Raw genomic sequence first — 25,882 nt, forward strand, 5'->3', positions numbered from 1 at the left:
AATTAAATTCTTAACACTCAAAAGAAATTGTTGCATAATGCGTAAATTTCGAACTAATACGAAAGCCATGAATAATAGGAAACTAACTCCTCTATTATCCATGGCTTTTCTAATATTGAATTAACAAATACTTCTATCTAAATCTCTCATGAAACATACTAGGATTTACAAGTGAAATAAAATATCTACTACATCTTTAAAAATTCCACAACGCCAGCTTTTATAAATTCCAGTTCCTACAGATATAGCACCCACTATTGTTAATGTTGTTCCTAGAGTGGCACTTACATCATGTTGAAATGCAAAATAAAAACATGCTATTCCTATAAATATAAATACTAAACAAGATAAAACTCTTTTCATAATATGTCTCTCCTTTTACTACTTTTTAATTAAGATGATTTTTTAATTTCACTATTACTTTTGAAGTTATAGTCAACCTCTTGGATTTTCTATCTCATAGAATTAATACGCTGAAAAAACGTTATTATTTATGTCTGCTAGTAGAGTTAATTAAACAGCTAATTATTAATGCTAGAATCATTTAAAATTAAAAGATAACTACCTTTGACGTAACTTTTAAAAAACTGATAATGTTATAGTAATTGCTAAGGTACTTACAAAGCTTTTTACCTTTATACTCTTCATCAACTTTGCAATTCCCTCCCCAATAATCCACTTACTCTTAATTCATCTTCTTAAAATAACTTGAGAGATTAAAGAAGAGAAATCTATACATAAATAAACCAAAAGCTATGAACAAAATAAAATTTAATACATAAAACTTACCAAGAAAAAAATCTCCCTGAGATGTTAAAAAGCTTGTTAAAAAAGCTCCTAGAAATTCCACTTTGTTTTCCTTACTTTTCAGCTTATAAGAGAATTTGTGTAAGTTAAATACATCCCTAAACTTTTCTGATCTAGTACCCCTAAAAAGACCAATTGATAGACCAACTACCACTAACACAAGTGTTACAGATGCTTTAGTGATTAGTGCCCATAAATTTAACAAAACTAGCATTACTATAATAAAGCTCATCCCCTGACCTCCCTAAAATTTAAATTTACACTTATTTATACTTATTTCTTTTAACCTTATTACTTATTATCCAATATCATCTTTACAGTTGAAATATAAATAAAAGTTATCTCCTAGGATTTTTACAATACTCTTATACCTAATTCCCATTTTTCTGCTGGTTTGTATAGTTGGATATAAACTTAAAATCCCCATCAGTGATGATAAATTATAAATAAAGTATTCTGATCCAAAAACTTCAAGGGCTGATAAAAGACAAAATATAAATCCAATAGTTGCATAAGCACCATCTCTTATACTAATTATTTTTGCTAAATCTTTGTCTAAATAAAATAGCTGACACTTTACATAACTAGCTTTTAAAAACCATATAAAGCCACAAATGGCTACTACTAATGCAATTAGCTTTGCCCCCTGACTTGCACCTCCATGGGTGATTAGTGGCACTGACATCGATATAGCCGACACCACAATCATAGATGTTACCCCCATTGTTGTTGCCTTTCCCATGTTCTTTATATTTTGTTTTTCATCCTCTGAAATTTTTTCTTCATCTTCATTTTCTTTTTTAGCATATGTATAAGCAACTACTTTGTTATACATTTTAAATTCTAGTATTAAATTTACAATAAATAAAAGAGCTACTATAATTTGTTGAATTACATATTCTCTAGACATAAATTCAAATTTAAATTGCTGAAATACTGCAAAATAGCTTATGATTCTCACAATCCAATCAGCTATAGCTTCTTGTTGAAATATCCTGTACTCTTTTTTGTAATCAGTAGCTAAAATAAAACTTGAAATTGTAGCAAGTAAGTAGGGTGTCAATGCCCATACTCCTAGAGCTATCATTGTATTATCTATAATTTTATTAGAATATGCATAGGAAAATGCGAAGTTATTCAAATAGCTAATGAAATTTATTCCCATTAATACTTTTACTAACCTCTTCATAATTGCCAATCCCCCTCCAAAAGCAGTTACAATTAAAGCTGTTACTACTTAATACTAGCAACAGCTTTAATCAAATTATTCTTTTAAAACTTCATCTTTCTCTTTTGTTCCTTTTTTACACTTCCCCTGTGATGTAAAAAAAGCAATTATTGCAATAATAAAAATTGCAGCCAATGTAATTAAACATTTATATGTTATATGCCCCATTATAACTCAACCGCCTAACCCATAAGTATGTTTTGAATATTTGTAAAATTCATGCGTTTACTTATTTATATAATTATTATACGTAAGAAAAACAGCTTTTGCAACATTATTATTTATCCTTTTATTGCACAGTTTCCTATTAATTCCATTACACTGTTGATTTATATCTTCCATATGCTAATTTTGCTGCGTTTTTATTTATTTGTACAAAAAGTAACCATTGTTAACTTTGTTAACGTTTCTGGTTTTATTTGCCGTTCTATTGAATTTCTAAACTTTCAATTTGAACGTTTGCTAAAGATAACAACCTTACAGCTTCAGATACTTCATCACTTTCTTACTTATGAACTTTTTTAAAATTAAATCCCCTGAAAGTTATTTTATTTACCTTCAGGGGACTTTTACTTTATAGGGAATTAACCTGAGAACTTTATTACTACATTAATCCTTTAGGTTTTAGTAGATATTTCACTAAGCTTAATCTTTAAACTCTCTAGTATCCATGAGTTTAATATGAAATTAAGCGTTAACTACTCTGTAATATTTTTTGTATCTACTTGTTCTTTATAGTTATTCATATCTTCATCATATATAGCCTTTGTTATTTTTAGCTGACTTCCTTCTCTTACTACTGATTTAATTCTTTCATTATTTTCTTGAACTTTATAAAGTGCGAATTCATCTCCAGTTTTTACATTAATTAATTGAGCTTCTACTCCGTTTATTAAAGTTCCATAACCTAATCCATTAACAACTATTAAACTTTCATCATCATACCAGTTTATTGATAATGGAGAACTTTGTTTTTCATTATCTTTAATAGTATATTTGTACATTGTATTATTTTGTTTATCTTTAATGTAAATTGTTCCTATACCCTCTTCTTGATTATTAGTCCCTTTACCTTCTAAAGTTGCTTCTAAGTTTTTAGCTGTCTTCCATCCAGAATTAGACCCTAGTTTTGTATCTATTGATACCTTTGTCATATCATAATTGTCTACACTTTCTTTAGTTGCACTTTTTGCACCGTCAGCAACTCCTGCTACATTATCACTGGTTTTATTTTGAACCTCTTCACTTTTATTAACATTTTCCTTTGTGCTATCTGCTGACTGTTTTGCCTCCATTAAGGATGCATTTTTATCCCCACTGGTTCCAAAATATTTTGTAGCCATAGGTGTTAAAAATCCTAGTAAGAAAAATGCTGCTGCAATTGCAATCCCTTTTCCATAGTTATTTTTTCTCTTCATAATTTTAATTCCTCCTTTGATATACTTGTCTTTGTCAATTGAAGTCATAATTTTATTTTTAGAACTATTAAAGCTCATATTTTCTAAGTTAAATTCCTCATTAAAAGCTTTATCTATTAGAATTTCTTCCTCATAATAGGTCTTACAGTTTTCACACTCTAAAAGGTGCTGCTTTATTTCGTAATCCAAATCTTCTGATAAGGTCCCATCTATATATTCAATAATTTTGCTTTTACATTCATTGCACTTCATCACTTTTACTCACCTCTTTACTTTTTAGCAAAGTCTTTATAATTTTCTCTTATTTTATAATATCTTCTTTTGGCAGTAGACTCTGTAAGTCCTAAAATTTCTGCTATGTCCGTAAAAGTTAAGTTTTCGGAGTACCTTAATATTAGTATTTGTTTATCAGTATCTTCTAAAGTCTTTATATATTCTTTAATGTTATTCTTAACTTCCTTGTATTCTGCTATTTCCTCTGGGGACATATCCTGTGAAGAAATATCATAGGCTTCATCTATGTTCCCTTCATAAACCTTTTTATACTTTCTTATATAATCAATGGTTTTATTTTTAGAAATTTGCAATATCCAATTGGAAAAACTATGTCTTTTGTCATACATTTCTAATTTATTATAAATTGTTATAAAAACCTCTTGAGTTATATCTTCTGCAGCTTCTCTTTGTTTTATCATATTGTATATGAATTTTAAAACCATTAATTCATATTTATTAACTATTTTATTGAAACTTTCTATATTTCCTTGTAATACACCATTTACAAGCTTAATATCTTCAAGTAATATCTCACTTTTTATACCCGCCATTGTCTGTACCCCTCTTTATATAGTTAATACGAAATAAGTTTCATAAAAGTTCATAATACTATAAAAACTTTCATATTTTCAGTTTTCTATAATTTATGAAATTTCATATTTCTAAATTCTTTTACAAGCTTATTTATATATTCCTTTACTTCTACCTCTGTATGTGCTTTACTTCTCACACAATTATGTGCTTCATTTTCACATAAGAAACATTTTCTTCTTGGTACTTCAACTTGTTCTCTGCTTATTCCAATTCCCTTCTCATCATATACGTCTATATCTACTAACCTTCCTAAGGAATGGTTTTCTTCTATTTTAACTGTTTCTCTTTTTACTTCCTTTGAAGCTTTATCAATAGCTAATATGACAACTGGTCCCTCGTAGGTAATATTGTACAGGCTATTTATTATAAATCCTTTAAATATTTTCTCTGCTTCAGCTTCCATTGCATTTACAATTTCCACAGCATCTTGGTTTATTTTATATAATCCTGGGTAGTTTGCCCTTATACATATAATAGTTCTTTTGTACTTATGGCTTAAATTAGTGATTAACTCTGCTCTTTCTTCCCTTGCTTCTAGTAACTTATTAAATATTTCCTCATCTTTGTAGTCTGCATAGTAATTTTTAAATTCATTATTATCACCTAGCATATTCACTTTTCCTCTAACTTGTTAATGTGGAGAATCTACAGCTTTAATCTTCTCCATAACAACTTTTCCTTCCTCACTTAGTAAAAAATCATAAGTAACCTTTGGAACTATTTTTCTTATCTCTTCTAAACTATCTTCTTTAATCAGCTGTCTTACCCTTGAAGCACTTATTGGAAGACCTTTTTCTTCTTTCCTGTAAACTTCTATAACTTCTATGCCATACCTAGGAAGCACTTGCTTCAAGGCCTTATTGTAAGCACTAGTAACTTCACAATAGGGTTCATTTCCAACAAATCTTTTGTTTATACTGAATTTCTTACCAAAGTATTTGCCAAAAATAGTAGCATCTAAAGAAGTATACCCTTCTAAAATGTCATCTTTCCTTCTTAAAAAGTAGGATGGAAAGGTAGCTGAGGAAATTATATATTCTCCTCCCTCAATAACCTTTACATTGTGGAGGTGACTTGTGCCCTCTTTAACTAGTTTAAATCTTACTTCAAAAGGAAATAGAGATTTATTTTCTTCCACTACAAAGACTAAAAGTTCTTCACATTTTTTTGCTGCCTCTTCAATTAAATAAAGATGCCCTAAGGTCAATGGGTTACAATTTACCACCATAGCAGCCCTTTGTTTTCCATGAAGAATATCATACTTTTTCCCCAGTTTATTTAAATAACTTTCTATGTTATACACACCATTTTCAAGGAGTACTACTTTATTAACACTAGCTACTTCCTTATATCCAACCCCTTGAAAGATTTCAAGATTTTCAGGCTTTGTAAATATAAAATTATGATACATTCCTTCTGCAAATAATTTATCATTCAGTGCATTAATTAGAGTAGCCGTAACTCCTTCTCCTCTTAACTCTTCACTGATTGCAAAACATTTAAAAACTGATTTCGCCTTAGAACAGGTAGCTTTAATTTCCTCACCCTGTGTTATTACCACAGTATAATCTACATCACTATCTAAGTCTAAATTAAAGCCTTTTAAAAAGCTTCTAACTTCTTCCACACTTCTTTCATTCCTTAAGTTAACTTTTTCTACATTTAAGTTGTACATACACTAACTCTCCTAACTTTTGTATGGGTACCCTCTCAATAACTCCATTAAGTAGATTGGCACCCTTAGAACTTTTATTTGTTTTTAAATTCTCTAATTAAAAGTTCACTACTACATAATATAGGTAATGATTAGTAATATTATAACACAGGAAGGTAATCTTAACCATTAATCATAGTTATATATTGATTACTTATAAAATTAAAATTGCCTTTTTACTGCAGAGTAGCGGTAACTTCAACCTTGTGAAAATATCCACTGTTCCTTGATTATATTTTTTATATTTACTCTAACAAAATCTACATAAAGTTTTATAATAGTTGTTAGAGTTATAAAATAAATCTAACTTTTCAAAGTCAATGCAAAAAAACATAAGAGGGAAGAAATCAGCTATGAAAGAAATTTTTATTCAAAATTCCCATCAAGGTTCATTCTTCCCTCTTATTATTTACATTATTAGCAACTTCATTTGTTAGAGCCTTTGGAGGGTAGTTTAACTTTCCCATAAAGACTTTAAAACCATTGTCATTATGAATTTAATTGAAGTTTATAATGGTTTTTTAATTACGTCTATTACTGTTCCATCTCTATATTCTACAACTGCTACAACTTCTTCTGATAGGTCTATAGCTTTTGGAGTTCCTGTGATTTTTTCTGCTACTTCCTTAAGCTCCTCAATAGTCATCACTGGAAGGTTTGTAGTTTTTAACTTCTCAATTAAATCCTGTCTTCTTGGATTTACAGCTATTCCTCTTTCAGTAACAATTACATCTATGCTCTCACCTGGAGTAGTTACTGTAGTAACCTTATCTTTTATAATTGGAAGTCTTGCTTTGGTAAGCTTAGTTACTATGATGCTAAGCTTAGCTCCCGCAGCAGTGTCACTATGTCCACCAGAACCTCCCATTATAGTTCCGTCAGAAGCCGTAGTTACGTTTACATTAAAGTTTGTATCTATTTCTGTAGCTCCTAGAATTACTATATCAAGGTTATTAACTAGAGCTCCCTTATTATGTGGATTTCCATACATGGAAGCTGACATTCTCATATGTTTATGAGAAGATGCATAGGATTCAACTGCTTTTAAATCGAAGCACTGTACATCAAATAGGTTTCTAAATAAACCTTCTCTGAACATATCTACTAAGTAACCAGTGATTCCACCTGAAGCAAAGCTTCCTACTATGCCTTGTTTTTTCATTATTTCTCTAAGCTCTGCTGCCACAGCTAAAGATATTCCACCTGCTCCTGTTTGGAAGGACATGTCTTCTTTAACAAGCCCAGAAGCCATCATTACATCTGTAGCCATTTTTGCTATTTTAAGACCAATTGGGTCTTTAGTTATTTGAGTTGTTCCTGATACTATTCCTTTTGGATCTCCAATAGATTCAACCTTAACTATGTAATCAACGTAAGTTTGATTTATTTCTATTGGACAATTTGGATATGGAACTAAATTATCAGTTATTGCAACCACTGTATCTGCATACTCTGCATCTGGTACTGCATAGCCTAAAGCTCCACAAGCTGATTTTCCAAAAAGACCACTAACATTACCATATTCATCACAGGTTGGTGATGCAATAAAGGCTACATCAATATGTAGGTCTCCACTTTCTATGGCTCTAGCTCTTCCACCATGAGTGTGCATTATTGCTGGGTATTTCAATCTTCCCATAGACACAGCTTTTGCTACAGGACCTGACATATAGTTTGCAACTATTTTTGTAACTACCCCATTTTCTATGTGCTGAACTAGTGGTGAATGAATAGGGAATATAGAACTAGCTGCAATAGTTATATCTTTTATTCCTCTTTTCGCAATAGCGTCTACCACCATATTTAGAACATAATCTCCATTTCTTAAATGATGGTGGAAAGAAATTGTTATTCCATCTTTAAGTTCTACCTTATCTAAAACTTCTTCAAGGGAATTGTATAGTTTCTGTTCTCCTGGAGTTACTGGTTTAACCATGACAGCTTGTTTCGCCTTGCTTTCCATATTACTAAAGGCACCCTGAAAAGGGTTAACTTCTCCGTAACCTTCTATATATTCTGGAAGTTCTCTTCCTAATAGGTTTTTCATAATCTCACCTCAAATTTGCATTTTTGCTATTTATAGTAGACATGTGCTCTTAAATTTAGTTATTAAATTTTACAGTTATAAAGCAACTAAATCTAGCTATAACCTAAATTACATATCTGCCATAAAATTTCTTCATATCAATATTTTAAAGTTTATCTTCAATTGTGCTAAATTAACCCTAAAACTTTTGCAAGGTCAATAGTAGTTTTAGCTCTATTAATAATTGGAGCATCTACCATCTTTCCATCTAGAGAAAATACGCCTTTACCTTCTCTTTTAGCTTCTTCCATAGCTTCTAAAACTCTTTCTGCATGTCTTATTTCCTCTTTAGTTGGTGCATATACAGAATGAATTGTATCTATTTGTCTTGGATTTATAGAAGCTTTTCCTGTCATTCCAAGAGACTTAGCTTTTCTTGTATCCTTTTCTAAGCCTTCGAAATCATTGGTATCTGTAAATGGAGTATCAATAGCATCTACTTTCATCGCTTTACAAGCAACTGCTACCTTATTTCTAGCGTAGAAGATTTCCTCTCCTTCTTTAGTTCTCTTTATTCCTAAATCGGAAGTTAAGTCCTCTCCACCAAGTAGTATTCCTACAATTCTCTTAGAAGCTTTAATTATGTTATAAACATTTTCTACTCCATAAGCACTTTCTACTAGAGGAATAAGCTTTATACTTTCTTTTTCAAAGCCTTCTTCTTCTTCAATCTTATCTAGCATTGAATTAATCTCTATAAGCTCTTCTTCAGTAGCTTTTGGAATCATAAGAGCATCTGGTTTTACTCTTGCAATTACATCTATATCTTCACGAGCATATTCAGTAGTTAATGGATTAACTCTAACTACCACTTCTACATCACTATAATCTACATTTTTTATGGCTTCTCTAACTAATATTCTAGCACTATCCTTTTCTGTAAGGCTTACCGCATCTTCAAGGTCTAGAATTATAGAATCTGCTCCTAAAATTCCTGCATTTTGAAGCATTCCTGGATTGTTTCCTGGCATGAAAAGCATGGTTCTTCTTAATTTTTTCATTTTAAACCCTCCTACTGTGCTCTTTTAACAGCAGTTTCTACTCTTGCTTTAATTGTGTAGTCAAGAGCACCTTTATCTTGAGCCTTTATTACAGCATCTTTTACCCCTAGATTTTCTAGAGTTTCAAGGATTACTCTTTTTATTTCTTCGCCAAATTGTTTCATAACAATACTTTCAAGCTCAAGCTCTATTCCGCCCTCAGGATTAGGCATCATAACAATATATATATCATTAGATTCTACAGTTCCTGACTTTGAAATCTTATTGATTTCCATATTATCACCTCAGTAATTTCTATTGTTCCTTTGATTTTCAAAGGTTCCTCTGATTTTCAAAAGGTTCTTTAATGCTCAAGGTTCTTTTGATCTTCAAATATTTCTTTCATATTCAATCACTCATTTGCTAAATAGCCATCTATTTAGTCGTAAAATATTCCTCTATTAAAACATATTATTTCCTACTTTGTAAGTAAGCTTCTTTTCCCATTTCGTAAAGGTTGTTTCCTTCACTATCTATAACTACTACTAATGGTAAGTCTTCAACTTGAAGTTTTCTAATTGCTTCTGCTCCTAAGTCTTCATAAGCAACCATTTCTGAAGCTTTAACACATTTACCAATTAGGGCTGCTGCTCCACCTATAGCTGCAAAGTAAACAGCAGTATTTTCCTTCATTGATTCAATTACTTGCTGTGATCTTAAGCCTTTTCCAACCATTCCCTTTAAGCCTTTTTCTAATAGTTGTGGAGTGTAGGCATCCATTCTATAGCTTGTAGTAGGTCCTGCTGAACCGAAGGTCATTCCTGGTTTTGTTGGAGTTGGTCCAACATAATAAATTATTGAGTCTTTCACATCTATTGGAAGGTCTTCGCCTTTTTCTAATAATTCCACTAATCTTTTATGAGCTGCATCTCTTGCAGTATAAATTGTACCAGTTAAAAGTACACTGTCTCCAGCTTTTAAGTCTTTAACTTTTTCTGCTGTAAGTGGTGTAGTTATTCTCTTTTCCATAAGTTGTTGTCCCCCTTATCTAATATTGAGCCATTATATTAAAGTTCAGCTTCTGCATGTCTTGTAGCATGGCAATTTATATTTACTGCTACTGGAAGTCCTGCAATATGAGTTGGATAAGTTTCAATATTAACCGCAAGTGCTGTAGTTCTTCCTCCAAAACCTTGTGGTCCTATTCCTAAATTGTTTATTTCTTTCAATAATTCTTCTTCAAGATTCGCATAGTAAGGATTTGAGTTTCTTTCTTCTACTGGTCTTATTAAGGACTTTTTAGCAAGAGTTGCTGCCTTGTCAAAGGTTCCCCCTATTCCTACTCCAACAATGATTGGTGGGCATGGATTAGGACCTGCTTCCTTAACAGCCTTTAACACAAACTCCTTAACTCCTTTAAGTCCATCTGATGGCTTAAGCATCTTTAACTGGCTCATATTTTCAGAACCAAAGCCTTTTGGTGCTACAGTTATTTTCACCTTGTCTCCTGGAACTATATTGTAATAAATCATTCCTGGAGTATTGTCTTTTGTATTTACTCTATCTAATGGATCTTTAACTACTGATTTTCTTAAAAATCCTTCGTTGTATCCTCTTCTTATTCCTTCATTTACAGCTTCTTCAAGATTTCCACCTGCAAAATGAACATCTTGACCTATTTCTAAAAATACACAAGTTACTCCTGTATCTTGGCACATTGGCATATCTTCATTTCTTGCAATGTTTGCATTTTCTATTATTTGATCTAGTATCCCCTTTGCAATATCCCAATCTTCTTTTTCTCTAGCTTGTATTAATCTGTTTTTTATGTCATCACCTAAGTAGTAGTTTGCATCTATGCAAAGTTGTCTAACAACTTCAGTTACTTTTTCAACATTAATTTCTCTCATCTTGGTTCCTCCTTAAAAGTTTTATTATAGGCTTATTGTGTGTAGAGAAATATTTTATATGACCATATAGTTTTATATGACCATATAACTTTATATTAACATATAGAAAAAGGCAGTTTAAATAAACCGCCTTTTTAATTCACCATAGGTGTACTATTTTCTTCTGTTAACTAATGCAACTACTCTATTCATTTCGTTATTAACTATCATGTAACCTTCATCAACACCCATACCTGGTTTTGCTAAGCATTGATCTGCTCCACAAGCCATAGCAATGTTTGTGCAGATTTCAGCTGATCTGTTTGTTTCGTTACATGTTCCACCACAGTAAGCGCCTATTCCTTTTTCTTTGCAATATAATATTGCTTCTATTATATTGTTTACTCCACCTAAGTCTGGAGTTTTTATTTGAAGCATGTGTCCTGCTTTGTTATCAGCAAATAGTACAACGTCCTCATATGTGTTACACCATTCATCTGCAACAAGCTCTACGTTTATGCCTCTATTTTCAAACTCTACTCTTAAGTCTCTTAGTGCTTCCATTTGTCTTTCTCTATGCTCAACGTCCATTGGTCCTTCAATTCTTAATTTGAAAGGTTTAGCTGCTTCTTCTAAAGTTGCAATATAATCAGCCATTGCTTTTATATCATAGTTGAAGGCAGCTCCAATTGTTCCATAAACATCTATATGGAATACTGGACTGTAATCTTCTCTTGTTCTTAATTGTAGTACTCTATCGCTTAACCATTTAACGTAATCTCTTAATTTTTCTCCATTGTTACCAAGTTTATCAGCAACATGGTTGATTAGTGCATGTGGCATTACGTCAGCACCCTTTATAATCATTTTATCAGCATTGATGTATCTGTCGTCTCCTGATTGAGTGAATATAGGAATTCTTTTAATTTCTACTCCTGTGTTGTATTCTTCTTTAACAACCTCAGCCATAGTTACTTTCTTAGCTTTAGCAACAGCATCAAGAATAGCTTGTGTTATTCCATATCTTATTGCAGTATGAAGTCTTTGTCCTCCAATATTCATTTTGTCGAACTCTTCAGCTAAAGCTTTAAAGCTTTCTAATTCTCTTCCTATAAGTTTTGGTGCTATTTCATTTTCTATAACAGGTATAAAATCTTTTGCAAGGAATAATGGATCTCTTCCGCCTGCTCCAGAGTATTGAACTGCTGCACAATCTCCATGAGCTACTTGACCATCTTCAAGTATTAACATTACAGATATAGATTCTCCAGCTTGTCTTACTGAGCTAAAGCCTTCTGTAACTGGCTCTCCTACATATGTAAATCCATCATGACCAGCGCCTTTTTTTATAGCTCTTTGATCATCAAAGTAAAATCCTGTTCTTCCAGCTGAACATACCACATCAACTATTTTCATTATTAATACACCTTACTTTCTTAAAATTCCTTTGTATTATGAATATTATAGGAAACCAAAGTCTAAGCTGTCTAACCATGAACCTTTTTGGGTTCCCCAAGACTTTTTAAATATTTAAAGCCTTTTTAATACTGAGCAAGTTCATTTAATTCAACGACTTTCGAAGAAATTTTTATTCCTAACAAAGTATCCTTTGCTTGAAAACTTATTTTTCATTATGGATTCTCCATTAAAGATCATTGTAAAATTCTCTATCTAAATGTCATTAAATATATTGCTTTAGTATATCTATAAGAGAATCAAATCTTCATTATATTATTAATTTTTAATTTGATTCTCTTAAAAATCAATTAGTAATATTAACTATTCTGGTCTTCCTACAAGCTTACCTTTTCCTACAGCAAAGATGTCATCAATTGTCATTTGGAATCCAACCTCACGACCTTCGAATTTACCTCTTTCCTCTAATTTTCTCATGTTGTAAGCTTTAAGTTCATTTGTAAATGGTACATTACCGAATTTTAAGTATCTAACAGCACCATTGTTATCTCTTGCTGGCATCATTTTACCAGCATTGTATTTGCTTGGTGCAAATGGTACATCTATGATTCCCATAGCAAAACCTTTAACTGCTCCTATTGCTAAGTCACCATTACCTACTTCATATATTTTATCTATCATACACTTTGTTTCAGCTTTAATTATTTCTATTTCTTGCTTTAATTCCTCAGACATTGGCATTCTTTGTCCTTGTAATAAGTTCAATGTCATTTTAGTAGCCTTGATTCCTTGAGCGTTAGCTTCTTTTGTTGGAATACCTATAGCTTCATGAGGAGTTTTTACTATAACCTTAGTAGCTCCTGCAAGGGCTGCTGCTGCTGCTCCAGTAGATATAACTCCGAAAGCTTTAGCTTCGTCAGCAGGGAAACCACCCATCCATTGATGGAATACTGTTGTTAAGTAAACATTCATATGTCCATGAGCTTTTAAGTACTCATCACATTGCTCTTCTAATGCTCTTATAGCTGCAACGTCTTGAATTAAGTTACCACATTGTCCGTAACCAACAGTGATATTTTTTACTCCTTGCTCAGCTGCAAGTAATGCTTCTATTATTGCAACAGCATTTGAAGTACTTGGTGGAACTAATGTACCAGTTAATGGTCCAAATGGCTCTCTATTTATTGATACACCTTGCTCTTCATAGAAACCAACTAGTCTATCACAATATTGCCAGTCAAGTATTGTTTTCTCTAATGTTACACTCTTAGCATAAGGGATATTGTAAGAAATACCGCCACCCTCATTTGAAGTCCATCCTGATGCATGTGTAATTTCAGCAAGTAATCTACCATCTGGAGTACCGTGTCTTGATTCTAATGGTAAGTTTACAGCTTCGAAAACTGTTCTACATCCTTTTACACCATGGTTAACTCCTGGGAAACCATTTAGAAGTGATCTTCCTTCTTTTATACTTTCTTGAATACCAACTTCACATTCTTCATATCTATTTTGTCTAGTATAACTATCTATTGTTGATGGAAGTAAATCAGCTCCACCTTCATCTTGTAAGTAATTAAGTAACTCTATGTGCTTATCTATTAAAGCAACTCCTGCTCTAGGCTGAGCTAATGTTATTCCAGCTTCTTTCGCAGCCACTAACTTTTTAGCAAAATTCTTATGATCTGGAATTTGTTTGTTGTATTCAATAGCTTCTTCAAGATTAATATCCTTACCTGTAGACCATTGTGCTAAAACTTCTTCTCTTACTTTGAAAAACTCGTCTTGAGTCCATTTTTTATTTTTAAGTTCCACTTTAATTTACCTCCTGGTGATTACACACTTCAACTAAATATTTTTTCATAATTCTCACTGCTTTATCAGGATGATCTTGAGCCAATAAGCCCATTGCTGATAATATATATGTTTTATCCAATAAGTACTTTGGTTTTTGTGGTCTTAGTGATACTGGATTTTCTTTACTGAAATTACCAGCACTTAAAATATCTCCGGGATTCTTACTATGTACAAGAACTCCACCGGTACCAATCATGTATTTGATTTCCATTAAGTCTTTTCCTACTTGGTTATAAACTGCACCCATAGGTGTGTATATGCTTTCTATAGTACCGCAATGCCTTTCCATTGAAAGTTCTGTAGCAACCTTTGCCATAGCTTCATCAAACTTAATATCCTCTTCAGTTCCAGGTACCATTTTAATATTTTCATTTCTATATCTACAGTTCTCTTCTAAATTAATACTTCTATTTTCATCCTTTAGATATGTTCTAAGCTTTCTACTTCCTGCAGCTTCCCATAAAGATACTGCAGAATATCTCATTCCAAGATCTCCTTCAACAGTTCTTTTAGCATAAGGTTCCTCTAGACCTTTCATATTAACTCCAGGTTTAGTTGGTTCTCCCATAGCTATGGAATGCACATCTGTAGTTGCTCCCCCAATATCTATAATTACTAAATCACCAATGCCTTCTTCTTCATCACTGCCCTCACTTAAAACCCTAGCAGCTTTTAGCACCGCAGCCGGTGTTGGCATTAGTATGCCATTTACAAAACTCTCTGCATTAGAAAGACCCTTAGCATCAGTAATTTTCTCCATAAATACTTTTCTAATTTCTTCTCTAGCTGGCTCAACATTCAAAGCATTAAGTTGTGGCATAACATTTTCAGTTATACTGAAATAAAATCCTGCCTCTTTGAACAGTTCTCTTATTTCATCATTAGCACTTTTGTTTCCTGCTACTACTACTGGAAGATTTACATTTCCTTCTACAAGCATTTTAGCGTTATGCAAAATACATTGCTTATTTCCTCCATTAGTACCTCCAGCTAAAAGTATTATATCTAAATCGGCATTTTTAATTTCTTCTATTTCATCCTTAGTAAGTTCATAGCTGTAAACCTTTAACACCCTTGCGCCTGCGCCTAGTGCGGCTCTCTTAGCAGCCTCTGCTGTTAAGTCTGGAACTAATCCAATAGCAACCATCTTTAATCCACCAGCTGCTGAAGAACAAGCAAGTTTTTTAACAAAATTTACATCTTTTCCTTCTAGTTGTTCTAATAACTTTTCATAGGCCTTGTTAAAACCTACCATGATATCATCTTCAATAGTGGTGATATCCTTCGCTGTAGCTAGTATTTCTTCATTATCTATATCTACCGCTGTAAGCTTTGTATAGGTACTACCAAAGTCTAAAAGTAAATAAGCATTCACCTAAATCACTCCAGTTACTTTTTATAATTAACAAAGGTCCTCTTTTAAATCATGAATTGTTGTTTCTAAAGTAGTTCCTGGTGGGTAAACTCTATCAAAACCCATTGCTACGAATCTTGACTTAACTTCTTCCCAGTTTTGTTTACCTACAACTATGTTTCCTCCAACATATAGCTTTATGCCTTTTAATCCTGCTTCATCACATTTTTCCCTAAGTCCTCTACAGTCTATTTCTCCATGTCCATATAGAGAAGAAACTATAATTGCATCTGCATTAGTCTCAACTGCTGCATTTATGAAGTCTTCTTGTGGTGATAAAACTCCAATATTGATAACATTAAATCCTGCCTCAGTTAGAGCATAATCTAATATTTTGTTACCAACTGCATGACAGTCTGCACCAATAACTCCAAGAACTAAAGTCTTTTTTTCCATTTTAAAAAGCCTCCTAAATAATTAAATGTAATTTTTTTGATATCTTATTTCTATGATTTTCGACTTAAGCGCTTTAACAGAACCTTCATCTAAGCTATAGGAAAACTCTATGATTTCTTTATTTTCCTTATTTAACTTACATACATCCTTATACCTACCGGGTGTAACAATTAAAACATCAGAGCCTTGAATTAACGCATCCAATTTATTTTCATCGGTTTCGTTAAAATACTCTACTGGTAAATCATCTAACCCTGCATTTTCTAAAGCTGCCTTAATCTTAAATATAAACTCCTCAGATAAACAAATAAAAGCAAATTTGGTATCTGAAGGATGTCTAGCAATTTTTACTATGGATTCTAGGTTAGGATTAATTGCAATGCCTAAAACTTCCTTGTCATAATCCTTTAAAAGATTATTAACTTCATTTACATGATTAAAGGTAGCGATAACTACTTGACATTTATGTAGCTTGTCTTTTATTTCGTCATTTATATTCTCAAGTTCTCCAACAGTTAATGGTATAGCATTCATGTTAGTAGTTTTAGTTAACTGTTTACTAAACATTCTAGCTTGTTCAATATTACATTCAACAAAAGCTGCAGTTATTTTATCCATTAACTTTTTCTTTTCTTTTACTCTATTTGTAACTATTTCTAAGAAGTCATCAGCTTCGATACCTATTTCTAAAGCTTCTTCAAAAGCAAGGTCAACAAATTTAATTATCTTCTTCTGGCTATCTTGGCTTTTCCAAGAAACCACTTCTTCCGCTACGAAAGTACCCTTCCCCTGAATGGACTTTAAAACACCATTTATCTCAAGCTCCTTATAAGCAGCACTTATAGTATTCCTACTTATTTTAAGCTCTTGTGATAATTCTCTTTCCGTTGGCATCTTATTTCCAACCTTGAGAGCACCTTCTTTAATAAGGTCCATTATTTGCTTTTTAACTTGAATATATAGTGGAACCCCACTTTTTTTATCTAATATAATGTTCACCTTAACACCTCCCAAGTATTTGGATTAATGGATTAATCCATTGCCATAAATATAATACCATATGGACCAATTTAATTCAAAACCCCTATATACGCAAATATTAAAAAAAGTCTACTTTATTTAATATAAGTAGACCCTTTGCTCTAGTTTCCTCCGTTTTTGAAGTACATGCTAATAGATTTATAAAGAGATTCAGCTATTTTTGTTTGATATTCATCGGTGCTTAGCTTTTGTGCCTCTTCTTGATTACTTAAAAAACCACATTCCACAATGACTCCTGGCATATTGTCATTGGACCTAAGCACCTTATAATGAGTTTCAGCTGGCTTAGCTTTTCTTTTATTGGATGGGTCCAAATCTGTCTTTAGATTTTCTTGAACTAAGTTTGCGAACTCCATGCTATCCTCATGCCTTGAATACCATACCTGGGCGCCTTTGCAATCAGCCTGTGGAAACTTATTTAAATGTATACTAATAAATAGGTCACACTCCATATCCTTCTTCATTGCTGCTCTTTTATTGAGGTCCTCAATCTTTTTATCTCTTACAGATTTCCCCTCAGTGTATAACCCTTCATCTTCATATCTTGTGAGAATTATCTTGTATCCGTCCTTCTTCAGTAATTCATCTAACTTCAATGCTATACTTAAGTTAATATTTTTTTCACAGATTCCATCACTAGAGCATGCCCCTCCGTCTATTCCTCCATGTCCTGGATCAATTAAAATAACCTTTGTTGTGCTATCCTCAAATACTGTTAAAAAAGACTTTAAATTAATAGCAAATATTAGTGCTATTCCCAATACCACTACTGCTAAAATTACAACTAATTTTTTATTTTGTATCATACACCCACCCTATAAATATTATTCTGTACTAATATCTATTCAACTTGTCTATATTTTATTAGTAGTTTTAACTTATAAATTAATTGGCACTATACTATAAGGTCCAATGTTTTATTGTAAAGTAAACCCCACAAAAAAATATAAAAAAATAAACTTCATTGAAGTTTATTTTTTAAAGAACCAAAATCAAGATTTAGCTTGTAAATTAAACCTACCTTGTTTCCATTTAAACCTTTGAAAATAAGGGAATTGGAATTTCACTAAAGAAGCCTATCTCTGAAATATTTATATTTATTAAGGAATTACGTTTAACCTATAAAAGACCTTAAATATACTTTATTCATTAACCTACTCGCAGGCTATTAATATTTCAATAATAATCTAGACTAATTTTTCCTTAGGCTTATTTCCGATAAGGCATTTTCTAAAGTTTGAAGACTACTATTGTGTAACCTAAAGCTAGGTATATTCTTTTTCTTTGAAATTTTCATAGTAGAAAGCACTAATTTATGAGAAACTACATCTGTAAGCATAACAATGTAATCTGGATTTCCAATTCTTCTACATAAATCACTTGGCATTTTAGTGAAAACTTTCACCTTACATCCGTGTTTCTCTCCAGTGCTTATATAAATCCTTTCCATTCTTTCATGTCCCCCAATAATCACAACACTCATTTAATATCCCTCCCTTAATTAATCACTAGAAATTATATGTGGTTCTAAACTTACAATCACACACCACCTTAAGAATTTATAAAATAACTCTCCATAGATTGATTGATATTGATTATCATTTACATCTTTGTAACTAGAATATCATAAGCCTTTTATGTTGTAAATATACTTTTTAAATTTCATAATTTTATTCCTATATTCATTCTTATGTAAGGTTGATTTATCAATATTAATTTAATCAAAATCTCCATCACAAGTTATTCCTGCTGAAATTCACCCTATTAAAGCTACTATTTTATTATTATTCTTAACTTCTTTTGTTAAATGCAAATTCATATGCCTATACGTAAAAAACCACTATGAAATTCTACTTTCATAGTGGTTTTTATTTTCCTTTATGGCTGATTCTAAGAAGGAAGCCAAATTATACATTGGTTCCTTTAAAATCTTTGAAAATGATAAATATAAAAGAATTATCTTTTCACAGTGAGTTTAATATGAATAAATAAATATTCTAGACTAACTCTCTGTAATTATCTCAGCTACATTTACAGCATGGTCTCCAATTCTTTCAAAGTTACTAATTATATCAAGGAATATTGTTCCTACAGTAGCATTGCATACTCCTGCATTTAATCTGTTAATATGTGAGTTTCTTAATTCTTTCTCTAAAGCATCTATTCTGTCTTCTATTCCTCTGATACTAGCGGCCTTTTCTTTATTATACTCTTTAAAACATTCTATACTTATCTCTAGTGCATTTATTGTGTATTTATACATTCCCATAAGCTCTTTCATAGCTTCATCAGAGAACTGAAGTCCCTTTGCTATTTTTTCACTAGCTAAATCTGCAATATTTTCAGCATGGTCCCCTATACGTTCAATATCGTTAACTGCATGAAAATATGCACCAACTAGAGATTTTTGTTCTTCCCCAAGTTCTGAGTTTGAAAGTTTCACTAAAAATCTAGTGATATCATGATCTAGTAAATTTATTAGTCTTTCATTTTCATAAGCTTTGTTAATTAAGGTTTCACTATTTTCATTAAAGCCTTGCATAGCAAGCGCTAAGTTTTCCTTTGCTTTTGTTGCCATTCTTACTATCTCATTTGTAGTTTGACCAAAAGCAATTACTGGTGTCTCAAGTAATCTTTCATCTATATACTTTAATCCCATTTCTTCACGTTCATCTTCACCTGGAATTAAGAAGTTTACAAGAGCTACTAAGTATTTAATAAACCAAACTAATATAAAGGTATTAACAATATTAAAGATTGTGTGAGCATTGGCAATTTGTCTTTGTACATCTGCACCAGTAGTACCTGGGCTAATTAATAAAATTAAATCTGTAAATTGACCTACAAAAGGAATAAACATTAATGATCCTATAACATTAAAAAATAAGTGTATTAGTGCTGCTTTCCTTGCAGTTCTTGAAGTTCCTATACTTGCTATTAATGCAGTTACACAAGTTCCTATATTACACCCAAATAGAATTGGAACTGCTACTTCAAATGGTAGTGAGCCAGTTGATGCTAATGCAACTAATATACCAGTTGAAGCTGAAGAACTTTGAATTACTGCAGTCATTACCATACCAAGTAATAGTCCAAGAATTGTATGTCCTTTTAACCTTAAGATTAAGTTTTTAAAGAAGTCTGATTCAGCTAATGGCGACATTGCTGCTGACATTAACTCCAATCCTAAAAATAATATACCAAAACCTAAAACTATATTTCCTATTTCCTTAGCCTTTCTATTTTTCGCAAAAAGTACCATAGCAGCACCTATAGCTAAAAATAACGGAGCTATAGCATCAAATTTAAAGGATATAATTTGAGCTGTTATTGTTGTACCTATATTTGCTCCCATAATTACTGCTGCAGCTTGAAATAAGTTCATAAGCCCAGCATTAACAAAACCAACTACCATTACTGTGGTTGCACTACTACTTTGTATTACTGCAGTAACAATTGCTCCTGTTAAAATACCCTTAGCTGGATTTGAAGTTATTTTATCGAAAATTCCCTTCAACTTGTCTCCTGCCGCATTTTCAAGGCCATCCCCCATCATCTTCATACCGTAGAGGAATATTCCAAGTCCACCAAAAAGACTTATAAGTAACAATACTACTTCCATACACTACCTCCAAATTATGTACTATCAAAATTATTAACTAATGGCTAAGAAACTATTATTCAATTATTATTTCATAAACTTTAATAATAACAGCATATTACCATACTAGCCATAAGTAGAGCCTGACTATACTATAACTTTGACATAAATTAATTTTCCTACATAATAATACACCAATTTAAACTTTATGTTAAGTCTATATTACGTAATTTAACATTTTACATAACATTTTTAACATGAATTTAACATAACTCTGCGATAATTACTTTTTTAATAGAAAATAAAATATTTTAAATTCACTTTTTTATCTTAGAAACTTAAACCTATGTAAAATTACCATTCTTCTTTTGAAAACTTAACCCTTTATGTATTACTTTCCTTTAATACATGTCTTATAACCTTCACAAGACTATTCTACTTAGCGTTAAATCAAACCTAAATGACAAAGAGTATATATCCCTTATAATATCAATACTAGTAAAAAAGAGTACATACCCTTTGTATGCACTCTTTTTATGTAACTCATTGCACTTAAGCAACATAGGTTGTAATTGTAAAAGTATTTTTGAAATACTATCTTTTTGAGAACTGAGAAGCTCTTCTTGCTTTTTTAAGACCGTATTTCTTTCTTTCTTTCATTCTTGGGTCTCTTGTTAAGAAACCAGCTTTTTTAAGTTCCGGTCTTAGGTTTTCATCAGCTCTTAATAAAGCTCTTGAAATACCATGTCTTATAGCTCCAGCTTGACCTGTGTATCCACCACCGTGTACATTAACTAAAACGTCAAATTTATCTTTAGTTCCAGTTAAAACTAGTGGTTGATTAACTATTACTCTTAAAGTTTCTAGTCCGAAATAAGTTTCGCTATCTCTCTTATTTATAACAACTTTACCTTCACCTGGTACAAGTCTTACTCTTGCAACTGATTTTTTTCTTCTACCTGTTCCATAATATTGAACCTTTGCCATGTTAATTCCTCCTTCCAACACTCACTAGTATTTTAACTCTAATACTTCTGGATTTTGAGCTTGATTCTTATGCTCTGGTCCTCTGTAAACAGTTAATTTTCTAAGCATTTGTCTTCCTAAAATTCCTTTTGGAAGCATTCTTCTTACTGCCTCTTCAAATACGAATTCTGGTTTCTTTGCTAAAGCTTCTCTGTATGGAGTCTCTTTTAATCCACCTGGATATAATGAGTGATGTCTTAACATTTTTTGATCTAATTTCTTACCAGTTAAAACAATTTTTTCAGCGTTAACAACGATAACAAAATCTCCAGTATCAACGTTTGGTGTAAATTCTGGTTTATTTTTTCCTCTTAATATTGAAGCAATTTGGCTTGCAGCTCTTCCTAAAGTCATTCCTTCAACGTCTACTACATACCATTTTCTTTGCACTTCACTTTGCTTTGCTAAGTATGATTTCATTTCTTTCCCTCCCTGAATATTTAACAGTGTAAATTCTATGCTAAAGACCCGGGGCTAGTGGATCTTATACACAAGTTTTTATATTATACAAACATGAATATTATAATACAATTTGCCACGTGTGTCAATTATTAAAAATATTATTAGTATGTTACTTTTTATAATATTAGTACATAAATTACCCTAATATTTACTTAGACATTAATTACATATATACACGTTAATTGGCTCAGCAATATAGTATTAATAATATACTTCCATAAGCATTAATCCCTGTGGTGGCAAAGATTTTCCAGCTTTAGATCTATCTTTTGATTTAATTATCTTATTAATATAATCCGCTGAAATTCTATTGGCACCAACATCTAATAATGTTCCTACTATTATTCTTGCCATATTATATAAAAATCCATCAGCAGAGATGTAAATCTTTATATAATCTCCAATTTTTTCTATGCTAATATCATGGATTGTTCTAGTTGTTGTTTGAACAGAACTGCCTAAATTTCTAAAAGCAGCAAAGTCATGGGTTCCTATAAAGTGCTTACTGGCTTCTTTCATAAGAATTATATCAAGCTTGCCCTTGTAGTGATAAACAAAATTTCTATCTACCGCACTTCTTACGGATGTATTTAGCACTGTATAGCAGTACTTTTTACCCTTGCTATGATATCTAGCATGAAACTCTAAAGCTACCTCACTAGAGTTCAGCACTACAATGTCTTCTGGCAATTTATCATTTAGTGCTTCTCTAAATTTATCAGCAGGTATAGTACTTACAGTATTAAAATTGCATACATAGGCTCTTGCATGAACTTTGCTATCAGTTCTACTACATCCAGTAATACTTACTTGTTCACCAGTAAGCTTTTCTATAGCGTCTTCTATTGTACCCTGTATAGTTGCTCCATTTTTTTGCTTTTGCCAACCTGAATAATTAGTTCCATCATATTCTATTACCAATTTAATATTTCTCATTTATATACCTTTTAACTCCTCATATTAGATGCCTAAATCTCATACGTAGTTTTTAAGAAATGGTGCTTTTCTATAAATACTGTTCAGTATATAAGTACTTTTCTTACAAATACTTTGCTAAAACCTCATATAGATTATAATTATAGTGAGCACAATAAATACTCCTATAGCTACTGTATCCTTTTGGGTTAGCCTTAAGATTTTCATCCTTGTTCTACCTTCCCCACCCCTATAACATCTTGCTTCCATAGCTGCTGCTAGTTCGTCAGCACGTCTAAAAGAGCTAATAAATAGAGGAACTAATAATGGAATTAAATTTTTTGCTCTTTGAACAATATTCCCACTTTCAAAATCAGCACCTCTTGCCTTTTGTGCCTTCATGATTTTATCAGTTTCATCCATTAAGGTTGGTATAAATCTTAACGCAATTGTCATCATCATTGCTAGTTCATGCGCTGGTACCCCAATTTTTTTATATGGATTTAACAATTTTTCTATTCCATCAGTAAGTTCAATTGGTGATGTCGTAAGAGTTAAAAGTGATGTTCCTATAATTAAAAATGTTAATCTAAGCACCATAAATACTGCTAAACTAAGACCTTCTCTATAAACTTTTAGAAATCCAAGTTGGTATAGTAGGGTGTCTCCCTTTGTTAAAAATACATTAAACAAAGCAGTAATCAACATTAATACAAAAATAGGTTTTAAACCCTTATAAATATATCTTAATTGAATTTTAGAAATAAATATGGCTAGTGCTGTGAATAAAAGTATAAAAATATATCCCTGAAAATTCTTAACCAAAAATAAGTCAATGATAAATAATATAGATAACATTATTTTCACCCTTGGATCTAATTTATGTACAAAAGAATCACCAGGAACATATTGACCTATTGTAATATCCTTAATCATATATACGCCTCCAAAGTTCACCCCAAGGTATAACTATTACCATTACCCTTTTAAGACTTTAAGTATTTCCTTTTTAGCTTGTTCTAATGTGAAAATATTATCTGGTAGATTAAATCCCTTTGCATTAAGCTCTCTTATTAAATAAGTAACCTTAGGAACAGCAAGCCCAACACTTTCAAGAGTGCTAATCTCCCTAAAAATCTTCTCAGGTGGCCCATCTAAAATGCATTGACCATTATCCATAACTATAATTCTGTTTGCAACCTTAGCTACATCTTCCATACTGTGAGAAACTAATATAATAGTCATCCCATAAGCTTTATGTAAAGCTGCAATTTGACCAAGAATTTCATCTCTTCCTTTAGGGTCCAATCCTGCAGTAGGTTCATCTAAGATAAGTGTCTTAGGTTCCATAGCTACTACTCCAGCAATAGCTACCCTTCTTTTTTGGCCTCCACTTAGTTCAAAAGGCGATTTATTCTTATATTTTTCATAGTCTAACCCTACTATATTCATTGCCTTTATTACTCTTTCCTTTATCTGTTCTTCAGATAATCCTAAGTTTTTAGGTCCAAAAGCAATGTCTCTTTCAATAGTTTCTTCAAAAAGTTGGTACTCAGCATATTGAAATACAAGCCCTACTTTCTTTCTAATATCAGTGAGCTTTACTCCAGATGCAGTTATATCAACTCCATCCACTATGATTTTTCCTCTAGTCGGTTTTAACAAACCATTCATGTGCTGAATAAGAGTAGATTTTCCTGATCCTGTGTGCCCAATTAGAGCAAGAAAATCTCCATCATTTATATTAACATTAATATTATCTAAGGCAGTTTTTTCAAAAGGAGTCTTTTCCATGTATACATGAGTTAAGTTTTCTATCTTAATTGACATAATTCATTCACCATCTCATCTATAGTTAATATATCCTCTTTAACCTGAACCCCACATTTATTAAGTTCATAAGCTAACTCTGTCATTTGTGGTACGTCAAGTCCTAACCTTTTCATTGTTTCAACTTGTTTAAATACTTCCTTAGGTTTACCTTCTATTACAACTTTTCCAGAATCCATAACATATACTTTATCAGCTGCAACTGCTTCTTCCATATAATGAGTTATAAGAACTATAGTTATACCATACTTCTTATTTAGTTCTGTAATAGTTTTAATAACCTCAGTTCTTCCTGATGGGTCTAACATTGCTGTGGGCTCATCTAAAACAATACACTCTGGTCTCATAGCTAGGATTCCCGCAATGGCAACTCTTTGCTTCTGTCCTCCAGATAATAAATGTGGCCCATGGCTTTTATATTTGTACATATTGACCTGTTTTAAAGATTCATCGACTCTTTTTCTTATTTCTCCAGGCTCAATTCCTAAATTTTCTGGTCCAAAAGCTACATCTTCTTCAACTATGGTGGCAACAATCTGATTATCAGGATTTTGAAACACCATACCAGCCTTACTTCTAACACTCCAAATATTTTCTTCTTTACTTGTATCATATCCTGAAACGTATAATTTTCCTTCTGTTGGTGTTAGCAATGCATTTATATGCTTTGCAAAGGTTGACTTTCCTGACCCATTATGTCCTAGTACAACTACAAATTCACCTTTATTTATAGTTATATTTACACCATCAATTGCAATCTTGCTATTTCCTTCGCTGTCAGGTGGATAACTAAATCTTAAGTCTTCACTAATTATCTCCTTTATATCAGCTGAATTATCAATAAAATTTTGAGGGGATTTCTTTTCAATAACATTATTTTTATCCATTTAATTTATCCCTCCATAAGAAGCAATTTTGTAATTTTATATACG

General features: G+C 31.8%; 27 protein-coding genes. All 27 read right to left on the reverse strand.

Annotation, left to right across the window (positions count from 1 at the left end):
* Positions 1–165 precede the first annotated feature (165 nt).
* Positions 166–363, reverse strand: coding sequence for a hypothetical protein (locus B3040_RS02020; protein ID WP_291569680.1), 198 nt, complete (start codon positions 361–363; stop codon positions 166–168).
* Positions 364–685: 322 nt separating this feature from the next.
* Positions 686–1,039: a hypothetical protein gene (locus B3040_RS02025; protein ID WP_291569682.1), complete on the reverse strand. Its 354-nt coding sequence runs from the start codon at positions 1,037–1,039 to the stop codon at positions 686–688.
* Positions 1,040–1,105: 66 nt separating this feature from the next.
* Positions 1,106–1,996, reverse strand: coding sequence for a hypothetical protein (locus B3040_RS02030; protein WP_291569684.1), 891 nt, complete (start codon positions 1,994–1,996; stop codon positions 1,106–1,108).
* 75 nt (positions 1,997–2,071) lie between these two features.
* The gene (locus tag B3040_RS02035) at positions 2,072–2,203 is read right to left on the reverse strand and encodes a hypothetical protein (protein ID WP_291569687.1); all 132 of its coding nucleotides are present in this window, start codon (positions 2,201–2,203) and stop codon (positions 2,072–2,074) included.
* A 530-nt stretch (positions 2,204–2,733) separates the two neighbouring features.
* Positions 2,734–3,705, reverse strand: coding sequence for a DUF4652 domain-containing protein (locus tag B3040_RS02040; RefSeq protein ID WP_291569689.1), 972 nt, complete (start codon positions 3,703–3,705; stop codon positions 2,734–2,736).
* A 17-nt stretch (positions 3,706–3,722) separates the two neighbouring features.
* On the reverse strand, positions 3,723–4,280 hold the full coding sequence (locus B3040_RS02045) for an RNA polymerase sigma factor (protein WP_291569691.1): 558 nt from the start codon (positions 4,278–4,280) through the stop codon (positions 3,723–3,725).
* An 86-nt stretch (positions 4,281–4,366) separates the two neighbouring features.
* On the reverse strand, positions 4,367–4,933 hold the full coding sequence (citX, locus tag B3040_RS02050) for a citrate lyase holo-[acyl-carrier protein] synthase (protein WP_291569693.1): 567 nt from the start codon (positions 4,931–4,933) through the stop codon (positions 4,367–4,369).
* Positions 4,934–4,954: 21 nt separating this feature from the next.
* Positions 4,955–5,998, reverse strand: a complete 1,044-nt coding sequence (citC, locus tag B3040_RS02055) for a [citrate (pro-3S)-lyase] ligase (protein ID WP_291569695.1) — start codon at positions 5,996–5,998, stop codon at positions 4,955–4,957.
* A 547-nt stretch (positions 5,999–6,545) separates the two neighbouring features.
* Positions 6,546–8,084, reverse strand: coding sequence for a citrate lyase subunit alpha (gene citF, locus B3040_RS02060; RefSeq protein ID WP_291569697.1), 1,539 nt, complete (start codon positions 8,082–8,084; stop codon positions 6,546–6,548).
* Between the two features lie 167 nt (positions 8,085–8,251).
* On the reverse strand, positions 8,252–9,124 hold the full coding sequence (locus B3040_RS02065) for an HpcH/HpaI aldolase/citrate lyase family protein (protein WP_291569699.1): 873 nt from the start codon (positions 9,122–9,124) through the stop codon (positions 8,252–8,254).
* 11 nt (positions 9,125–9,135) lie between these two features.
* Positions 9,136–9,399, reverse strand: a complete 264-nt coding sequence (gene citD / locus B3040_RS02070) for a citrate lyase acyl carrier protein (RefSeq protein WP_291569701.1) — start codon at positions 9,397–9,399, stop codon at positions 9,136–9,138.
* A 175-nt stretch (positions 9,400–9,574) separates the two neighbouring features.
* Positions 9,575–10,132, reverse strand: a complete 558-nt coding sequence (locus B3040_RS02075; protein WP_291569702.1) for a Fe-S-containing hydro-lyase — start codon at positions 10,130–10,132, stop codon at positions 9,575–9,577.
* Positions 10,133–10,170: 38 nt separating this feature from the next.
* On the reverse strand, positions 10,171–11,013 hold the full coding sequence (locus B3040_RS02080) for a fumarate hydratase (RefSeq protein WP_291569703.1): 843 nt from the start codon (positions 11,011–11,013) through the stop codon (positions 10,171–10,173).
* A gap of 153 nt (positions 11,014–11,166) precedes the next feature.
* Positions 11,167–12,408, reverse strand: coding sequence for a methylaspartate ammonia-lyase (locus tag B3040_RS02085; RefSeq protein WP_291569705.1), 1,242 nt, complete (start codon positions 12,406–12,408; stop codon positions 11,167–11,169).
* A gap of 363 nt (positions 12,409–12,771) precedes the next feature.
* Positions 12,772–14,223, reverse strand: coding sequence for a methylaspartate mutase subunit E (locus B3040_RS02090; RefSeq protein ID WP_291569707.1), 1,452 nt, complete (start codon positions 14,221–14,223; stop codon positions 12,772–12,774).
* A 1-nt stretch (position 14,224) separates the two neighbouring features.
* On the reverse strand, positions 14,225–15,640 hold the full coding sequence (gene glmL / locus B3040_RS02095; RefSeq protein WP_291569709.1) for a methylaspartate mutase accessory protein GlmL: 1,416 nt from the start codon (positions 15,638–15,640) through the stop codon (positions 14,225–14,227).
* A gap of 27 nt (positions 15,641–15,667) precedes the next feature.
* The gene (gene glmS, locus B3040_RS02100) at positions 15,668–16,075 is read right to left on the reverse strand and encodes a methylaspartate mutase subunit S (protein WP_291569711.1); all 408 of its coding nucleotides are present in this window, start codon (positions 16,073–16,075) and stop codon (positions 15,668–15,670) included.
* Positions 16,076–16,096: 21 nt separating this feature from the next.
* Complete coding sequence (locus B3040_RS02105; protein WP_291569712.1) at positions 16,097–17,074, reverse strand: GntR family transcriptional regulator; 978 nt, start codon at positions 17,072–17,074, stop codon at positions 16,097–16,099.
* A gap of 143 nt (positions 17,075–17,217) precedes the next feature.
* Positions 17,218–17,922: an N-acetylmuramoyl-L-alanine amidase CwlD gene (gene cwlD, locus B3040_RS02110; RefSeq protein ID WP_291569714.1), complete on the reverse strand. Its 705-nt coding sequence runs from the start codon at positions 17,920–17,922 to the stop codon at positions 17,218–17,220.
* A 386-nt stretch (positions 17,923–18,308) separates the two neighbouring features.
* Positions 18,309–18,599 (reverse strand): DUF2325 domain-containing protein, encoded by a 291-nt coding sequence (locus tag B3040_RS02115; RefSeq protein WP_291569716.1) that lies wholly within the window; start codon positions 18,597–18,599, stop codon positions 18,309–18,311.
* 519 nt (positions 18,600–19,118) lie between these two features.
* Complete coding sequence (locus tag B3040_RS02120) at positions 19,119–20,738, reverse strand: Na/Pi cotransporter family protein (RefSeq protein ID WP_291569718.1); 1,620 nt, start codon at positions 20,736–20,738, stop codon at positions 19,119–19,121.
* A gap of 573 nt (positions 20,739–21,311) precedes the next feature.
* The gene (rpsI, locus tag B3040_RS02125) at positions 21,312–21,704 is read right to left on the reverse strand and encodes a 30S ribosomal protein S9 (RefSeq protein ID WP_291569720.1); all 393 of its coding nucleotides are present in this window, start codon (positions 21,702–21,704) and stop codon (positions 21,312–21,314) included.
* A gap of 24 nt (positions 21,705–21,728) precedes the next feature.
* Positions 21,729–22,163, reverse strand: a complete 435-nt coding sequence (rplM, locus tag B3040_RS02130; RefSeq protein WP_291569722.1) for a 50S ribosomal protein L13 — start codon at positions 22,161–22,163, stop codon at positions 21,729–21,731.
* Between the two features lie 243 nt (positions 22,164–22,406).
* Positions 22,407–23,141 carry a tRNA pseudouridine(38-40) synthase TruA gene (gene truA, locus B3040_RS02135; RefSeq protein WP_291569724.1) on the reverse strand — a complete coding sequence of 245 codons (735 nt, stop codon included), beginning with the start codon at positions 23,139–23,141 and terminating at the stop codon, positions 22,407–22,409.
* Positions 23,142–23,258: 117 nt separating this feature from the next.
* Positions 23,259–24,056, reverse strand: a complete 798-nt coding sequence (locus B3040_RS02140; RefSeq protein ID WP_291569726.1) for an energy-coupling factor transporter transmembrane component T family protein — start codon at positions 24,054–24,056, stop codon at positions 23,259–23,261.
* Positions 24,057–24,098: 42 nt separating this feature from the next.
* Entirely contained in the window at positions 24,099–24,950 is an 852-nt protein-coding gene (locus tag B3040_RS02145; protein WP_291569728.1) for an energy-coupling factor transporter ATPase, read from the reverse strand.
* On the reverse strand, positions 24,935–25,837 hold the full coding sequence (locus B3040_RS02150; protein WP_291569730.1) for an energy-coupling factor transporter ATPase: 903 nt from the start codon (positions 25,835–25,837) through the stop codon (positions 24,935–24,937). The genes B3040_RS02145 and B3040_RS02150 overlap by 16 nt, the downstream gene beginning before the upstream one ends.
* Positions 25,838–25,882: the final 45 nt, after the last annotated feature.

The organism is Clostridium sp. UBA4548 (assembly GCF_002387895.1).
Taxonomy (GTDB): domain Bacteria; phylum Bacillota; class Clostridia; order Clostridiales; family Clostridiaceae; genus Clostridium_J.